General features: G+C 43.6%; 14 protein-coding genes. 9 read left to right on the top strand and 5 right to left on the bottom strand.

Annotated elements, in window-relative coordinates; translation table 11 throughout:
* Positions 1-158: 158 nt before the first annotated feature.
* A complete protein-coding gene (locus tag JMX13_RS09590) occupies positions 159-596 on the top strand; it encodes a YeeE/YedE family protein (protein ID WP_149490459.1) in 438 nt (145 codons plus the stop codon).
* 85 nt (positions 597-681) lie between these two features.
* A complete protein-coding gene (locus tag JMX13_RS09585; protein ID WP_201612284.1) occupies positions 682-1101 on the top strand; it encodes a DUF6691 family protein in 420 nt (139 codons plus the stop codon).
* 128 nt (positions 1102-1229) lie between these two features.
* Here JMX13_RS09585 and JMX13_RS09580 read toward each other — a convergent pair whose 3' ends face one another.
* Positions 1230-2894 carry an AMP-binding protein gene (locus JMX13_RS09580; protein ID WP_201612283.1) on the bottom strand — a complete coding sequence of 555 codons (1665 nt, stop codon included), beginning with the start codon at positions 2892-2894 and terminating at the stop codon, positions 1230-1232.
* Positions 2895-3220: 326 nt separating this feature from the next.
* Here JMX13_RS09580 and JMX13_RS09575 point away from each other — a divergent pair, with 326 nt between their 5' ends.
* From JMX13_RS09575 to JMX13_RS09565, 3 genes are all read left to right on the top strand, one after another.
* Entirely contained in the window at positions 3221-5356 is a 2136-nt protein-coding gene (locus tag JMX13_RS09575; RefSeq protein ID WP_201612282.1) for an NADPH-dependent 2,4-dienoyl-CoA reductase, read from the top strand.
* Between the two features lie 794 nt (positions 5357-6150).
* A complete protein-coding gene (locus JMX13_RS09570) occupies positions 6151-7356 on the top strand; it encodes a serine hydrolase domain-containing protein (protein WP_201612281.1) in 1206 nt (401 codons plus the stop codon).
* 375 nt (positions 7357-7731) lie between these two features.
* A complete protein-coding gene (locus tag JMX13_RS09565) occupies positions 7732-9267 on the top strand; it encodes a phospholipase D family protein (RefSeq protein WP_201612280.1) in 1536 nt (511 codons plus the stop codon).
* 104 nt (positions 9268-9371) lie between these two features.
* Here JMX13_RS09565 and JMX13_RS09560 read toward each other — a convergent pair whose 3' ends face one another.
* Entirely contained in the window at positions 9372-9788 is a 417-nt protein-coding gene (locus tag JMX13_RS09560) for a VOC family protein (protein WP_201612279.1), read from the bottom strand.
* Positions 9789-9856: 68 nt separating this feature from the next.
* On the bottom strand, positions 9857-10876 hold the full coding sequence (locus JMX13_RS09555; protein WP_201612278.1) for a lipoate--protein ligase: 1020 nt from the start codon (positions 10874-10876) through the stop codon (positions 9857-9859).
* A gap of 80 nt (positions 10877-10956) precedes the next feature.
* On the opposite strand from JMX13_RS09555, the gene JMX13_RS09550 reads away from it, so the two are divergent.
* Entirely contained in the window at positions 10957-11274 is a 318-nt protein-coding gene (locus tag JMX13_RS09550; RefSeq protein ID WP_201545444.1) for a hypothetical protein, read from the top strand.
* Between the two features lie 165 nt (positions 11275-11439).
* Here the strand turns inward: JMX13_RS09550 and JMX13_RS09545 are convergent, their stop codons facing one another.
* Positions 11440-13038, bottom strand: coding sequence for a GMC oxidoreductase (locus JMX13_RS09545; RefSeq protein ID WP_201612277.1), 1599 nt, complete (start codon positions 13036-13038; stop codon positions 11440-11442).
* Positions 13039-13441: 403 nt separating this feature from the next.
* Between JMX13_RS09545 and trpB the strand changes: the two genes are divergently transcribed.
* On the top strand, positions 13442-14647 hold the full coding sequence (trpB, locus tag JMX13_RS09540) for a tryptophan synthase subunit beta (RefSeq protein ID WP_413786315.1): 1206 nt from the start codon (positions 13442-13444) through the stop codon (positions 14645-14647).
* Positions 14648-14745: 98 nt separating this feature from the next.
* Entirely contained in the window at positions 14746-15648 is a 903-nt protein-coding gene (locus tag JMX13_RS09535; RefSeq protein WP_201612275.1) for a DMT family transporter, read from the top strand.
* Positions 15649-15696: 48 nt separating this feature from the next.
* Here the strand turns inward: JMX13_RS09535 and JMX13_RS09530 are convergent, their stop codons facing one another.
* Complete coding sequence (locus tag JMX13_RS09530) at positions 15697-16353, bottom strand: hypothetical protein (protein ID WP_201612274.1); 657 nt, start codon at positions 16351-16353, stop codon at positions 15697-15699.
* A gap of 391 nt (positions 16354-16744) precedes the next feature.
* On the opposite strand from JMX13_RS09530, the gene JMX13_RS09525 reads away from it, so the two are divergent.
* Positions 16745-18151, top strand: coding sequence for a hypothetical protein (locus tag JMX13_RS09525; protein WP_201612273.1), 1407 nt, complete (start codon positions 16745-16747; stop codon positions 18149-18151).
* Positions 18152-18265: the final 114 nt, after the last annotated feature.

Below are 18265 nucleotides of genomic sequence, written 5' to 3'. Positions count from 1 at the left end.
TTATCGTATAAGATATTTTTAGAGTAAAAAAGAATGCTGAACCTGTGTAACGAGGGTTCAGTATTTTTTTACCCTTTTATTATATTTTATCATATAATGTATTTATATAAAACGAATTTCAAAACTGTTTTTGATAAAAATTGGCTTAGGTAAATATTATGAGTATACAAATAGACTGGCAGGCATTTACGCCAATCTCCTTGGTAGGCGGTTTAATGCTAGGAGTGGCGACCGTTATTCTATTGTTAGGTATTGGTCGTATTGCGGGTATCAGTGGTATATTTTCCAGCCTGCTCAAACCCAAGCGTGTAGAAATGTGGCAAGTATTATTTATCGCAGGTTTAGTCATCTCGCCATTGTTATATAAATTGGTAAGACCGCTACCGGATGTCGAGGTCAGTACCTCGTTACCGCTATTAATCGTTGCAGGTTTATTGGTTGGCTTTGGTACGCGTTTGGGTTCAGGCTGTACGAGTGGACATGGTATTTGTGGTAATGCGCGACTATCGCCACGTTCAATGGCGGCGACGGTGACCTTTATGTTGTTTGGTATTGTGACCGTTTATCTTGGTCGGCATGTCTTGGGTTTCATTTAAACAGCATATAGACGGCACGTTGCGAAGACAGCGTTGAATACTATTTATAACAGCTTGGATTAACATATTAGGTGCGAGAAAAAACATGCTAAAAAATATAATTGGGTTACTGGCAGGGTTATTATTCGGCTTTGGACTGCTGATATCAGGTATGACTGATCCTGTTAAAGTACAGGGCTTTTTGGACGTCTTTGGTGCATGGGACATTTCACTGGCGCTGGTCATGGGTGGGGGTCTAATGGTAGCGCTTGTCGGTGTGCAATTGGCCAAGCGTCAACAGAGCAGCTGGATTGGTACCTTAATTGAGATGCCAACCAAAACCACTATCAATAAAAAACTGTTAATCGGCGCGATGTTGTTCGGTATCGGTTGGGGTTTGGTCGGTATTTGCCCAGGCCCTGGAATTGTGCTACTTGGTACAGGACAGTGGCAGGCTTATGTCTTTATCCCAGCAATGATAATAGGCATGCTGGTTTACCAATGGCTCGAGCCTAAGCTTAATTAATATGGGCTTGGTTGATAGATGGATTAATAGAAGGTTCAAAAATAAGTGAGTGCTGAATTAAAAAAGGGTCAGTCTAGCTTAATTAGTCTGACCCTTTTTTATAAATCATAATTTAATCTTTCAGAGGCTTATTTGGCGCTTGCTATTACTTTAGGTGTTTCGTGTGCCAATGATTTGGCCGCTTGACGTAGCTCAAACTTCTGTACTTTACCGGTGCTGGTCTTTGGTATTTCAGCAAAGATAATATATTTTGGCACTTTAAAACCTGCTAAGTGCTGCTTGCAGTGTTCCATGACATGGTCGCGCTGTAAGGTACTGCCAGCATGAATCTCGATAAATGCGACTGGCACTTCGCCCCATTTGTCATGTGGTGCGGCAACGACAGCACAGCTTTGGATTTCAGGCATTTTATATAAGACGTTTTCGACTTCGATACTAGAGATATTCTCCCCGCCTGAGATAATGATATCTTTTAGCCTGTCCATGATTTTGATATATCCATCAGGATATTTGACGCCCAAATCACCAGTACGGAACCAACCATCAGCAAAGGCTTCTTCGGTGGCTTTACGGCTTTTTAGATAGCCTTTCATCACCATATTGCCGCGCAGTGCCAGCTCTCCCATCTCTTCGCCATCAGCGGCAACTGGCTCAGTGGTGCCTTGTTTAAATACCTCAAACCCAGTCATCAAATGCGAGGTCACGCCTTGACGTGATTTTTTCTGCGCGCGCGCAGCGACATCAAGATTATCCCATTCTTGTTGCTCAGCGCAGACGGTGACTGGACCATAGACTTCCGTCAGTCCATAGACGTGGGAGATATGAAAGCCCATCGCTTCCATGGCGGCGAGCATGGTTTCAGACGGTGGTGCACCAGCGACCCAGCCTTTAACTTCATGAGTAATGGCTTGTTTATATTCAGACTTGCCACCGGCAATCATATTGTGCACCACAGGCGCTGAACAATAATGCGAGACTTTATACTTGGCAATCAGCTGCAAAATTAAATCAGCGTCAATTTTACGCAAGCAGACGTTGACGCCTGCACGTTCGGCAATCGTCCACGGAAAGCACCAGCCATTACAATGGAATAATGGCAGTGTCCATAGGTACATGGGATGCTTGGGCATATCCCAATCTAAAATATTGGAGATAGCATTGAGCGTGGCACCGCGATGATGATACACCACGCCTTTAGGCTTGCCAGTGGTGCCAGAGGTATAGTTGAGGGCGATAGCATCCCATTCATCGAGCGGTTTTTCCCAATTGTCCAAACTGTCTGCGCTGGCGATTAATTCTTCATAGGTCATTTGCCCAAAGCGCCCGATATCGAGCGCTGCATCGGTCGCATGAATTACGATAAGGTTGGGAAAGGCTTCGTTGATCATCTCAGCATGCTCAGCAAACTCGCTATCTAAGATTAATACTTTGGCTTCTGAGTGTTGCAGACAAAAGGTCAGGGCGTTAATATCAAGACGGGTATTAAGGGTGCAAAGTACCCCGCCTGACATCGGTACACCAAAGGCGCATTCGACCATCGCTGGCGTGTTCGGCATCATGACCGCTACCGTGTCATTTTTATCGATGCCTAATTTACGCAGACCATCAGCCAGTTGTCTGCAACGATCGTAAGTCTGTTGCCATGTTTGGGTCAGATTATTATGTTCAAGATCGTCATAGATGATAGCGGTTCTGTCAGGATAGACCTGAGCGCTGCGGATAATGAAGTCAATAGGGGTAAGCGGTTGATAGTTGGCTGCATTTTTGCCGAGACCGGTATGGAAGTCTGTCATGTGGATAGTCCTTTATCGTATGTTTTTATAGTGGATGACGCAGTAATGGTGCTCTGCTGTCGCCAATCGACTGTATCAGGGTCTGATTATTATAGACAGTCGCAGGCAAAATTTGGACGGGTTTTGTGGAGTTTATTTAACTAGCTGCAAAAACCTCATCATTAGATAGAATCATTCAGTGCTGCTATTAATTAGTGTTCACTCATCAGTCGCTTGTCTGCATAGCTGATAATAATAGCGGTGTGTTAGGATAGCATAACGTTAAATCCCGCAGCATAACTATACTAACGAAGCAATCCCAGCAAACCATTCATAAGGAAAATGATATGTCCGCCAGCCGCACTGCCAATACGATTGAGACTTCCAGCACCAATGAACACTACCCGCATTTATTTGAGCCGTTAGATTTGGGTTTTACGACGCTTAAAAACCGTCTGGTCATGGGTTCGATGCATACAGGGCTTGAAGATCGTTTTTATAACTACGGTAAACTGGCGGCGTATTTTGCAGAGCGTGCCAAGGGCGGCGTGGCGATGATGATTACGGGCGGCATTTCGCCCAATCGCGAAGGCTGGTTGCTGCCTGCTGGCGGTACCATGAATACGCGTGCTGACGTCATTAATCATCAGCGTGTCACCCGCGCCGCACATAAGTATGACAGCAAAATCATCATGCAAATCTTGCACAGTGGTCGTTATGGTTACCATCCATTTGTCGTGTCATCAAGCCCGATTAAATCGCCAATCTCGCCTTTCAAACCGCGTAAGATGAGCATCAAAAATATTGAGCAAACGGTAAAAGACTATGCGCGCTGTGCAAAATTGGCTAAACAAGCTGGTTATGATGGTGTCGAAATCATGGGTTCAGAAGGCTATTTGCTCAATCAGTTTTTATCACGTCATGTGAATAAGCGTACTGATGAATATGGTGGTGATATTCAAGGTCGTATGAAGTTGGCAGTCGATGTGGTCAAAGCCGTACGTGAAGCTGCCGGTGAAGACTTTATTATTTTATTCCGCTTATCAGTGATTGACTTGGTCAAAGACGGTAACGTCATGGATGAAGTCATCACTGTTGCCAAAGCGTTAGAAGAAGCAGGCGTGACCATCATGAATACCGGTATCGGCTGGCATGAAGCACGTGTGCCGACCATCGTTACTAGTGTACCGCGTGCGGCTTTTGTTGATTTCACTGCTGAAATTAAGAAGCATATCAGTATTCCGATGATGGCTGCCAACCGTATCAATATGCCAGAAACCGCTGAAGAAATTGTTGCCAGTGGTCAGGCAGATATGATTCAAATGGCGCGTCCGTTCTTAGCAGATGCGCATTGGGTCAATAAAGCCAAAAATGGTCAAGCCGATCGCATCAATACCTGTATCGCCTGCAACCAAGCCTGCCTTGATCATACTTTTGAGAATAAACGCTCGACTTGTCTGGTCAATCCGCAAGCTTGTTATGAGACGGAATTGGTTTATAAGAAAACCAAAAAACCTAAAAAAGTCGCCGTCATCGGTGGCGGTGTTGCTGGTATGTCAGCGGCGCATGTTGCCGCGCTACGTGGTCATGAAGTGACTTTATTTGAAGCCAAAGACATCCTGGGTGGACAGTTTAACTATGCCAAGGTCATCCCTGGTAAAGAAGAATTCTTTGAGACCATTCGCTACTATATCAATGAGCTTGAGCATCTAGGTGTTGAGATTAAACTCAATACCAAAGTTGATAAAGCCATGCTAGAAAAAGCCAAATTCCACCATGTCATCGTTGCGACTGGTGTTGTCCCTAGAAGCTTGGCGGGCAAGTTAGAAGGCGCAGATTTGCCACAAGTGATGAGCTATGCTGAATTACTCTCTGGTGAAAAATCAGTCGGTGATACGGTTGCCGTTATTGGTGCGGGTGGTATTGGCTTTGATGTCAGTGAATATTTGACCGCCAAACATGGTCAGCCGCTTGATGAGCTAGGTCCTGAGTTGCTAAAAGATCCAAGCTATCGTCCAAAAGCTCAGTCTATCGAAGAGTGGCGTGAAGAATGGGGCGTGACTTCTGATACTGACTATCAAACTGAGGGTGGTCTGATTAAACCTGAAGCCATCAAGCCTATCCGCCAAGTCTATCTCATACAGCGTACCAAAGGTCGTCTGGGTAGTGGTCTGAATAAAACCTCTGGCTGGGTACATCGCGCTCATGTTAAGTCGCATGGGGTCATCCAAGTATCAGGTGCGCAGTACGATAAAATCACCAATGAAGGTATTTGGATCACTAACAATCAAGGTCAAAGCCAGTTGCTACGTGTCGATAGCGTCGTGGTCTGTGCTGGTCAAGAATCAGTCGTTGAGCTGATGCCAAACGTCGGTGATGCGCCAGACGCGCAATACCATCTAATCGGTGGTGCAAAACTGGCAGCTGAGCTGGATGCTAAACGCGCGATTCGTGATGGTGCAGAGGTTGCGGCAAGTATTTAAGGTTTAGTTTAAAATATAGGGTAAGATTCATCAGACGGTAGGGGAGAAATTCCTTACCGTTTTTTATAGAGTAAATTTTAATCTTTATCTGGAAAGCATATGACAATTCATAATCATGGAATCAATTTAATTTCGAATGGCGAAATAAAGCTCTAATGTTTGTTTTATGGTTCGTTGGGCTAAGCCCAGCCTACATTTTAAATTAATAAATACTATGAGGATATGAGAAGATACTAAATCGGTATGTAGAGACTAGAGAAGACGTATGTCAAAAAAGCTATTCATATTTGCATCTGCCATGATGGTATCTTCATCAGTCTATGCTTCAGACCCTACAGGTCTCATAAGCCTTATATACTTTTCGGTCATTATAGTGCCAGCCTTATTGTCTCACCTTATAGCAAGCTTATATTTTTATCGTAAAGGAAAATATACTTCGAAGAGTTTTGCGGTTAAGCACTTTGAAGTAGCAATGTTGATACCTTTTCTAGGCTTAGTAATGATGGGGTTAGATTATTACCTATCGTACGGTGGCGGTGATTCACATAATGATTACTTAGTTTTTGGACTTACTCTATATAGTGTTTTGATAATTATATTTGCACTGCCATATTTTATCTATTATTTTCAGAAACTTATGAATAATCGTCCGTAGATATGGTTTTCATTCAGCCTACAATCTACGCTCACTACCCGAAAATCCATCTCCCAAAACCGTTTATCCATGCTAAATTAAACCCTACCAGCGATACTCAATCGTACGCACCGACCACGCCATAAAAAAGGATTTTATAATGGTTGTGTTAAAAACCCTGTTTAAATGGATCGTTTTACCTATTGTAGCGCTACTCATTATTATTAGCTTAAGCTTAGTAGTGACGGGCAATGCCTATATCTTTCGCGGTCTACAGCTGACATATCTTAAAGGCGAAGCGACTGCTAATATCGATGATTATGTTGATTTTGATAATCGTACTATTCATGCCAAAGATACTATCGAATGGGAAAAAGATCCCAGCTTTGAGCAAGTCAGGCTGACACCTACTTTGCAAAACGCTCTAGATACTGATGAAACTGTCGCCTTTGCGATTATTAAAGATGGCAAGCTTTTGTATGAGAGCTACTGGCAAGGCTACGATGAGAATTCACATACCAATAGTTTTTCGATGGCAAAAACGGTCACGACCATGCTGTATCTCAAAGCGGTAGAAGACGGTTATATCGGTAGCATTGATGAGCCGATTACTAAATGGCTACCTGAATACGCAGACAACAAGTATGCGCAAAACTGTACGCTTGCAGATTTCTCAGCGATGACCTCAGGCTATGATTGGACTGAAGATTACTATTTCCCCATTAATCCCACTGCGGAATCCTATTACGGTCATGACTTAGTCAAGCAAATGGTCAAACGCGATTTTGTCGAGGAGTGCGGTGGTAGGTTTGAATACTCGTCAGGCGATACGCAAATGCTTGGTATTGCTTTATCACGAGCATTAGAGCCCCACGGCTATACCATTTCTAGCTATTTAGAAGAAAAGTTTTGGCAGCCTTTAGGTATGCAAAGCGATGGGTATTGGTCGCTTGATGGGGCAGGGAAAATTGAAAAAGTATATTGCTGTTTAAATGCCAGTGCTTTAGATTTTGCCAAATTTGGACAATTACTGCTAAACGGTGGCGAATGGCAAGGTAAGCAGTTGCTTAGCAAAGCGCATGTTGAATTTATGATTACACCAAACGCCCAAGCCTTTGCAAAAGGGCAAGCGCAAGTTTACGGACATTCGGTGTGGACGGATATGGACGCTCCGATTCCGTTTTATGCCATGCTCGGTCATTTGGGGCAGCGCGTATTAGTGCTACCAGAAGAGAACGTGATTATCGTTAGACTTGGCAAGCAAAAAGGCTTACCCACTCCAGTAAAAGGCTTTCATTTAGAGCCAGATTTGGGTCAGTATGTTAGCGAGGTCAAAACTATTTTGAATGGTTTGGTGGTGGAGTAAAGAGAGGGTTGGATATAGGGGCGTAGTAATAAGGGTGCTGATCATTGTATTGGTGTAGTTGTCGAATGGAACGGAATGAGTGCTACTGGCATCATACCAATAAGACGGAAAATGAAGTGGAACGCAGTCGTCAGCGTCTTACTGTATCGATAGTTATCAATGTTTCCCTAGTTGCAGTAATTTTACGTATGCTATGGTTGCTTAAATTTTTGATTTTTCCATAAACTTAATTAAGGGTTAATCTACAGAGACATTCACACATTACTGTATACACAATAGAGACTTGAATAATGACATTATTTAGCACTAATGACGCTATAGTAGTATCAGCGCTAATGCACAGTGTCCCTCCAGTATAGAACGGAAAATTTTAATATGATTTTGAAAGTGCTTTTCTTTATTGTTGCCGTTGTCGGGAGCGCCATTTTTATTGCCCGATTGACCTTTACCATTCCGGAAATAGAAGAGCGAATAGATACAACCGTGTTGCCAAAAGCCACGAGCGGACCCTTAGCCGAGTCACTGATTGAGCTTGAAGCTGCACATAAAGGATTAACAGGGATTGCATCATTGCAAAGTGGGGCTGACGCGTTTGCTGCACGGATACTCTTAGCAGATGCGGCTGTCTCGAGCATTGATGCTCAATACTATATTTGGCATGCTGATCTAACGGGTACTTTGCTACTTGATGCTTTAGTTCGCGCCGCCGATAGAGGTGTACGCGTACGGTTGTTGCTAGATGACAATGGTACAACGGGAATCGATACTGAGATAGCAGCGCTCGTTGCCCATCCGAATATCGAAGTGCGATTGTATAATCCCTTTAATCTGCGCACGGCGAAGATACTGTCTTATGGGTTTGATTTTTTCCGACTGAATCGAAGAATGCATAACAAATCTTTCACGGTAGATGGGCGCGCGACCATAGTTGGTGGTCGAAACGTCGGTGATGAGTATTTTGGCACTGGTTCGACACCACTTTTCGTTGATTTTGATGTCATGGCGGTAGGGGATATTGTTCCGCAGATCGCTGCTGATTTTGACCGCTATTGGGCGGCATTATCTGTTTATCCAGCAGATCTGATCGTCGGAATACATAAAGTGAATGACCCGATTGGTACACGATTAGCTGGATTCAAGGGTGATCCACAGATGAGCGAGTACAAAGCCATTTTGCATAGCTCGAACATCGTGGCATCTCTCGCGGCAGGAGAGATTGATTTAGAATGGACAACGGCTGTGTTAGTGAGTGATGATCCAATAAAAGGCCAAGGCGCCGTGCCTCGTAAAGATTTATTGGCAAGCCGGCTAAAGGATGCAGTAGGTGACATTAAGACCCGCCTTGATGGGGTGTCGGCTTATTTTGTTCCCGGTACTGAGGGCGTAGAAGCCTTTGCTACGCTTGAGTCGCGCGGTGTCGATGTGCGCATGCTGACCAACTCGATGGAGGCAACAGATGTGCTGCCCGTTCATGCCGGTTATGCTAAGCGCCGCAAAGCCATGCTCGAGAGTGGCGTTGAGCTTTTTGAGTTACGTAGCAAAGCGGCACCTGATGCTCGCTCTAACCGTTTAGGGCCATTCGGATCGACAGGCGCTAGCCTGCATTCAAAGACCTTTGCGATTGATGGAGAGCGAATTTTTGTGGGATCGTTTAACTTTGACCCTCGGTCTACTAGATTAAACACCGAAATGGGTTTGCTCATCAACAGTGAGCAGATGGCGCAAAAAGTACACAAAGCATTCGATGAAGGAATAAACGGACTGGCTTGGCGCATTGAACAGCGCGATGGAAAGCTGGTCTGGATCAATTCTAATACGGGATCGGTGAGCACTTTGGAGCCTGGATCTACTATCCTGCGTAGCATCGTGTTGACAGTGATAGGGTGGCTGCCGGTTGAATGGCTTTTATAGTCAAAAAGATATTGCTATATACCAACACAAGCTGCAGAAAATCCATTTACGCATTTTACATATTTATCTTCTTATAAAACGGTACATGAAATGCTTTCTACAGCCTACCATGTACCAATATTTTCCATTGAAATCCATGGTTCTATAGGTGCTAAGCGCTCACCGTCTTGAAGTAGCTCGATTGAGATATGGTTAGGGTCTTTGACGAAAGCCATATAGCCATCTCTAGGTGGTCTCAATATCTCGACACCCGCTGCCATAAATATCTCACACTGCTCATAAATATTATCGACTCTAAAAGCAAAATGCCCAAAGTTATTGCCGTTGGTGTATTCTTGCTCGTCCCAGTTATGAGTCAGCTCAATCTCTGGCGCGCCTTCATGAGTCGCTAAGAAATACAGGCTAAATCGTCCTGCTTCAGAATCCTTTTTTCTAAGCAGTTTAAGACCCATAAGATCGCAGTAGAAGGTAAGGGTTTCTTTCAGTTTATTGGTTCTAATCATTGCGTGTAAATATTTCATAAAAATACCTTATAATTTATAACCTTCTGAAAAATGTATATCTACAGTTTTTAGTTGAATATCAAAATCTAACCTTCCATCTCATTACGTAACCACTCAGACACATCATCAATCTGCGCCACCAAATCCGCATGCGCTTTGCCTAATTCATCAAGGTTGGTTTTGATGTCGACTTTATTATATTTAATGTCAGTCAGCGTGTCTTTTAATAGCTCAATCAATTCAACGTTTAGCGCATCAGAGAAGATGACAACATCGCGTATCACTGCTTGCTTCACATCAAGGTGCAAATCAATAATGCCCCAATCAAAGCGCGTCTCAATATGATGGCTGAATTCAGGGGTTTTGCCAAAGCGCCAATCCCAATCTGCCATTTGTTGATAGTATTTGTTTAATGACGGCTCTTTTGCAAGCGTGGCTTCATCCAATTCTTCGACTGGCGTAGTGTCGCCATAATCAGTGTCACGATAGTATTCACAAAACGCCTCGATAATCGCCTCGGATAAGGTCTCGTGATTGATGTCTGCATTAAACTCAACCAAGTTGGCGACGCGCGCACGGACGGATTTAATGCCTTTTGCTTTGAGCTTAAGCGGATGCGGATTGAGATAATCGCCGAGCTTCTGCATATTGGCGTTCACGAGTAATGTCCCGTGATGAAAGCTACGATCCGCCGCATGTTTAAAAGCGCTGCCTGATATTTTCTTATCACCGACTTGCATGTCGTTACGGCCAGATAAATCCGCGTCTATGCCTAACTTTTTTAGCGCATTAATAATAATGGTGAAGTTCGCGTCTTGGTCGTAGTCGGCTTTGGGCGACAAAAAGGTAAAGTTGGTATTGTCTAAATCATGAAACACTGCGCCACCGCCACTCTGACGCCGCGCCAAAAATACATCGTCAGCTTCCATCTTATCGATTTTGCATTCTACCCATGGGTTTTGCGAGCGCCCAATGACCACGGTCTCGCTATTGCGCCATAAGAATAGCGTGTGCGAGTCGGGATTGAGCGTATTAAATATCCAATCTTCGGTCGCGAGGTTAAACCAAGGGTTGGTCACGGCAGATTTTAAGATGCGCAGTTTCATTAGTTATCCTCTTTTATTATGTGTTGTAGGCTTTCATATATAATATCTACAAAACTTTAATTATTCACAAGAAGTCTATCATGAGCGACTTAGATAAATTAGTAAGATTGAACGAACTTTTTATTCAAATGAGAGATGTTCTAATTCAAGAGCATGAGGACAATTGGATAAGAGGTATTAACTTAATATTGAATCAAATAGATTATTCATTAGCATCCAATGAAGACGCCAAGAGTACAATTAGAGATATTTATTATAGCTACGGGTCGATGAATGGTGGCAACGGTAGTTTTTCAGATTTTTATATTTGGAGGGAGGATTTTGATGAGAGAGTTATAGAGAATAACAACTTTATGAAAATAAAAAATCAGATAAGTAAAATATTAACTAGTTATTGATTTTAGCTCGGTATGGGTATGGGTATGGGTATGGGTATGGGTATGGGTATGATTTGTATAGTGTACCGTTTAAAACTAGTCATTATTATTAAGAAATTTAAACTAACTTCAAATCCAAAAAAACGCCCATCAAGAGCGTTTTTCATACCTCTAAATCCTAAAACTCTACTCAAAATCTTCCTTCAAAATAGTCGCCATATTACGCTCAGCAAGTCCGGTGATAAATACATACGGATTGACGCCAGCGCTACCGGGAATTAACGCGCCATCTTGCACATAGATATTTTCATGCCCTTTTACGCGCCCAAACTCATCCGTTGCTTTGCCTAATACGCAGCCGCCAAGCGGGTGATAGCAGAAGTTATCGCCGAAGCCTTTGGTGAACAGCAAACTTGAAGTCGATCCACCATTTACTTTGGCGAGTTTTTCGATCAGCTCTTTAGCAGCATTTACCGAGTACTCGTTTTGCTCGCGTTTCCAGTTGAGCTTGACGGTTTTGGTGGCTTTATCATAGTAATAATTGCCGCGTTCTGGATTGTCTGTGATGGCGAGATATAGCGTCGTCCACGTCTCAAGACCTAGCGGTAATGGGGCGAGTTCGGCAAAGATTTTGTACTTCGAGCCGTCTCTATCGCCATCCCACATATTGATACCTTTGACCGGAATGGTAGATTGGGTAGTGCCCGCGGCGTGGACGAAATTGCGACCCGTCATGATGTTGCCGTTGGGTCCCCAATGTTGTCCGATATGTTCGTTTAAGTTATTTAATTTCCCTTCAGCTTGGCTTTTAAGCAGTAACTCTGAAGTGCCCGTACTGCCAGCATTTAAAAATAGCTTATCGCAAGTATAATGCTCAATTTTATCGATGCCGCCCGTCATATTAACAACATGAACTTCTAAGCGCAGTTGGTCATTATCCAGTGCTTGAATGCTATTTACTTTGCGCAAGGTTTTTACCGTGACGTTGTCAGTGGCTTCAGCGTCTTTTAAGTAAGTTAAATCCAGTGAATACTTGCCAGCGTTATTGCCATAGATGACTTCACCGCCCAGTCCTGAAGCATAGACTTCACCGCGCGCTTCTTTTTGCATATAGTCAAAATCGTAGCTGTTGCCAAAGAATTCGGTTTTCATCCCCGCCTTTTCTGCTTGGCGTTCAGCCGAACGAGTAAATTCGTAGTGCTCGGATTGATTAAAAAATGACTCAGGAATTTGGCTGACTTTTAGCTCTTTCATAGCGCGTGGGAAATAAGTGTCGTACATCTCATTAGAATCAATCCACGGAAACACTTCTTCAAAGTGCGAACGTCTTGGTTGAATGGCAATCGCACCATTGACGATAGAGCCGCCACCGTAAGCACGTCCAGCAAAGACTTTCATGTCGTCATATTCGATTAAATCTAAAACCCCAGGATATTTTCTGATAGGTATCGGAATCGGGATAGGGGCGTTTGGCATATTGCTAAACCAGCTTGAGCGTTTATCAGCAGTAATCATTTTGCAAAAGGTATCATGCTCGGGTGTTCTGTCCCAGCGCATCCCCATCTCAACAATCAGCACTTTATGACCTTTTTCGCTCAACCGCAGTGCTGATACCGCGCCGCCATAACCACTACCAACGATAATATTAGGAAAGTGTCCCACTTGGGTGATTGTACTAGGTAGTTTTGGTTGCTTGGCAAGCGTTTGACAGCCACTTACCGCAGCGGAGGTGCTGATCGCACCTAAGCTTAAACCCATGGCTTTAATCAGTTGGCGTCGTTGCATGGTATGTCCTAATTTGATATTTAAGCTAAAAAAGCCTGAGTTAAATAATATTAGTTTTTGACCGCAAGGGTGCGGCAAGGCGAAAGAGCGCTATATTAGCAAACATAGGTTGCGTTATTATTTCAGTCACGCGATTGCTGTAATAGTTATAGATATAAAGCGCTTTTAATTTACTGATTATTCTTGCCAGCATTTAGTTAATGATTTAGCCAATTATTTCTATAGTAAGGCGTAAACTTGACCAAATAAGTAATTTCGCTTATTATCTTGTTTCAATGTACTAGAACACAAATACATTCAATTATTCTTATCCTTAAAAAAGCTAAATAATTAGGCAAAAGCTCCGATATCAATACTCCATTTAAAATAATAAGGCTTTTATATGACAACGCAAAATACCGCCATTGGCTACGGTTTACATCAATCTATCTTGCCAAATAGCGAGGGTTTATATGGTGAGTTCGGTGGCAAAATTGCTCACCCAGAGCTTGCTAAAGCCATGAGTGAGATTGAGACAGGCTTTCGTGAGATTGTTAAAAACGACGACTTTATCAAAGAGATGAAGCGCTTACGTGAGACTTATGTCGGTCGTCCAAGTCCCATTTATCATGCGCAGCGTTTGACCCAGCATTGCGGCGGCGCGCAGATTTATTTTAAACGTGAGGATTTAAACCATACGGGCGCACACAAAATTAATCACTGTTTGGGTGAAGTTTTATTAGCCAAGAAATTAGGCAAAAAAAAGGTCATTGCCGAGACGGGCGCGGGGCAACACGGAGTCGCATTGGCAACGGCAGCGGCCTTGATGGGGTTGGAGTGTGAGATTCACATGGGTGTGGTCGATATTAAAAAAGAACATCCAAACGTCAGCCGGATGAAGATTTTGGGTGCCAATATTGTGCCAGTCTCACGCGGTGCAGGTACGCTAAAAGAAGCGGTCGATAGCGCTTTTGAGACTTATTTGAATGAGCTTGATACTAGCATGTTTGCGATTGGCTCGGCATTGGGGCCTGCGCCATATCCTGAAATGGTCAGCTACTTTCAGTCAGTGGTTGGTCATGAAGCACGGGCGCAGTTTCTAGCGACGACGGGTAAGCTGCCTAATAAGGTGGTCGCTTGTGTTGGCGGCGGCTCCAATGCTATCGGCATGTTTAGCGGCTTTTTTGATGATGCAGAGGTACAAAAAATCGGCGTCGAACCCGCAGGTGAAGGTTTGGATACGCCCAATCATGCGGCGACGATGTCGCTCGGCGTCAAAGGCGAGATTCATGGCTTTAAGTGTTATGTATTGCTCGATGAAAAAGGTGAGCCAGCACCGGTACATTCGATTGCCTCTGGTCTAGATTATCCGGGCGTTGGACCACAGCATTCGCATTTACGAGACTTGCAACTGGCTACGTATGAATCAGCGACTGATGCAGAATGTTTAGAAGCCTTTATGGCGCTATCACGCCTTGAGGGTATCATTCCTGCTTTAGAGTCAGCACATGCCATTGCCTATACGATGAAAATCGCCAAGGATATGTCAGCGGATGAGACGATTTTGGTTAATCTATCAGGGCGCGGCGATAAAGATATTGATTTTATTTTGGATAAGGTAAAGCTATAAAAAAATCTGCAAACAGTATAAAAAGACAACAGCTCTCAAGCGTTTAACCAGTTATCATCGTGGTTTTTTTAACGTCTAACGCTTGATAGGATTTACCCATGTCCAACCGCGACCTCATTATTTTTATGACACTGTCCTTTATGTGGTCGCTGTCTTTTATTTTTTACCGTATCGGCGTGCCGGAATTTGGCTCGTTAGCGTTTGCCAGTTTGCGTGTGGTATTTGCCGGTTTAGTGATGCTGGTTTTTGTCTTAATCAGCTCAAAAAACAGAGCAGGCATACGTGATAACTGGAAAGTACTGACCCTAGTCGGACTATTTTCTGCCGCTATCCCTTTTATCCTGTTTGCCTTTTCAGCGCGCTCGGTCAATGCTGGGGTGTTGGCGGTGCTTAATGCGTCCGTACCGATGATGAGCGGTTTTATCGCCAGCACCTTTTTTAAAGACCGACTGTCAAAAAAACAAATTATCGGCTTAATCATTGGCGTTATCGGCGTGATTATTTTGATGAGTGAGAACTTATTTGGCGGCAGCGGGCAGGGCGCTGAGTCAGGCTCAGGGTTACTGCCGATGGGCTACGCATTATTGGCCTGTGTTGGTTATGCGGTCGGCGCCAATATCACCAGAAACTATTTATACGATGTCTCGCCGGTGGCGATTACCGCAGGATCGCTTATCATCGCCAGTATTATCATGCTGCCGATAGCGGTGTATGAGTTTCCCTATGGCAAAACCATTAGCCTCACTGCTTGGACGTCAGTGATTTGTATTGGCGTCTTTTCAACCGCCATCGCGCTGATTTTTATGAATCAATTGATTAAAAGTATCGGTCCAATGCGCGCGACCAGTATTACCTTAGTCATTCCGATTTTTGCCATTATTTTAGGCTATCTGCTGCTTGGTGAGGCTTTAGACACGCCAGCGATTATCGGCTCGGTGGTGATATTATTTGGTACGTATTTGTCTTTAGAGTTGTCTATCAAAAAGATGCTGAAATCCTAAGATATGGATTTTTTTCTAATTGATAAACAACCTTTTAATCAATGGCACTTATTTAACACCTTCTACCATAATAAATTGAATGGGAAAGGTAATGATGTCAAACGCCTTGGCAAATGGCATCAGTGCTTTCAGCCTTTTTTCTTCTGCTAATGCTTTGTCTGGTTGATAATGATAAAACTTTAGCGTGGTCGGTTGGCGCAAGCGATATGATAACGTATCGATGTTTTTCACCGCCGGTGCCACTGTCACAGGGAGGCGCCACAGATTTTTTGTACAGCGTGTCATACCACCTGCAAAACCATCATGACAAGTAAAATCAAACCCTTCAAGTTTAGCAGTTTCATCGGCGACTAGTAGATGGGTCGGTTTTTCAAACCATAATATGGTAGCAATGCATCCTTGTGCCGAGATGCAGCCTTGCTCGCCTATTCTTATTCTAAAATAGGGTGCATTGAATGCCGGCATCGGCTTAAAAGAAAAATAAGCCAAATCCACTTGGTCTAAAATATCAATAAATTCACGATCTCTATTGGCGCTCTGTACCAAATAGCTGTGCTTTTCTCCTGCAAATACAATAGCATGCTCAACCCCTTGAATAGGCGCGGCGGTCTTACCGACAGCGATAATGATGTCGGTAAGTTGCTCATCGGCGATCCATTTTGCATCTTCTTGTAGCATCAATTGGTAATCGAGCTTTTCTGTCACGATACAGCTGCTTAAACCTAAAACTAATGAACCAGCTAAACATAGTCTGGAAAGTGATTTTAACATCATATTTTTCTCTGCTTAATAAAATAAGAGACCATCGAGAAGGGATTGTTAAATGTGATATTAAGCCAGTTTTTCATAAATAAGTTGGTTAATTTGCTAAATAAGTACAAGTAACGCACTAAAATTTTTAGCGAAAAAATTTAGACATATATCAAGAGCTTAACCTTTGTTCCCGTCTATTCAAGCAGAGAATCCTATAAAGTTGCTACTGATATATTGACAAAGGTCGACATTCGCTATTTAATCTAGGGATTAAAGCCCACTATAAAAAGTATGCATGATTTTATAGTTTGGTCGTGTTTTTAACTGACAAAAGGATATTGTCATGAGCGCTCAGCTGTTTTTAGGATTTACGAATTCTACTACCCTTTCTCGTTCTTCGCGCTATTTGCTCACTGCCGGTACTTTGACGGCGCTAAGTCTCGCTATTAGCTCAGCGCATGCCGCTGGCATCGAATACAGCAAACAATCGGTTGCGCCTTTTTTTGAGCCGGGTAATTATGCCGAGCTATCTTATGCGTATGTTAATCCAAAAATCGAAGGCACCGATGCCGCGGGTAATAAAATCGGCGACATGATGGATGACTTTGATTTACCCGGAGCCGCTATCAAAATCGCCCCAACCGCCAATACGGCATTGGCGGTAATTTACGAAAAACCCTTTGGTGTCGATACCGAATATGCAGCAGGGAGCATTTTTAACAATAGCATGGGCACCACTGAGGCGCGAGTAGAGACAAATGGCATCACGCTTTTAGGCGGTGGTAAGATTGGCAATAATGTGTGGCTATATGGTGGTCTTGAGTACCAAACGTTAAAAGGAAATATTACTGGCGCGCAGCCAGTAGGTTTGACTACCGCTGTCTCTCAAGTGATCGATCAAGCAGGGGCGCTTTTTGGTATACCAACCACTGAGGCTTATTATGATTTGGTTAATAAACAAAATAACGGCACGATTACGCCAACTGAAGCCGCAACTTTGGGCGCTATTAACGAGACGGCTATCAATCCTGTAGCGACAGCGCCGACCTATTATACGTTAGACTTTGAAAACGAAAATACGCTAGTGCCTGTCATTGGGATGGCGTATGAAAAGCCAGAGATTGCCTTGCGTGCATCATTAACCTATCGCGCGCCTGCCAAATATCAGGTATCTGGGGTAGAAAACCTGCAAGTTATTTTACCACCTATCGCTGGTGGTGATGGGGTAACACCGGGACCAGCTACTGACGAAGTTGCCTTACCGCTAGCGGGCAAGACCGAAGTGAAAATGCCGCAGTCGGTCAATTTAGACTTTCAAACGGGCCTAAGTGAAAAGTATCAGTTATTAGGAATGATCAACGCGCGCTGGGTAGATTGGAGTAATTTTAATGTTGCCCCGCCTTTAGCGACATTATCAACACAAGAGCCCTTAGCTGCTTATAAAAAAGACGGTTATTCGGTTGAGGTGGCATTGGGTAAGCAGTTTAATCCAAAAGTTTCAGGCGAAGTACGCTTGGGCTATGACCACGGTACTGGTGCGCCGCTCAGTCTACTAGGGCCTTATGACTCTATCAAAAGCTTAGGATTAAGCGCGCAATATAAATTGACCGAGCAGCTTAGTGTTTCTGCGGGCGGTCAGTATATGTGGTTTGAAGGCGGTCCAGTCGATACCAAGGTTGATGGTCGCGTAGCCAATATCGACGATGGAACAGGCTATGCGCTTGGCATGAAACTTGGTTATCATTTTTAAGAGTTGACTGAGATTATTTATTAAAAATAGCTCATATTAGCGCTGATAGAAAGTAGAAAAAAGCACTTACTTTAAAAAGTAGGTGCTTTTTTTTACTGCTTGAAAAGCGCTTTA

It is taken from the genome of Psychrobacter immobilis (assembly GCF_904846285.1).
GTDB lineage: Bacteria > Pseudomonadota > Gammaproteobacteria > Pseudomonadales > Moraxellaceae > Psychrobacter > Psychrobacter immobilis_D.
The sequence above is the reverse complement of the archived record's forward strand: the minus strand, read 5'-3'. Positions and strand labels throughout refer to the sequence as shown.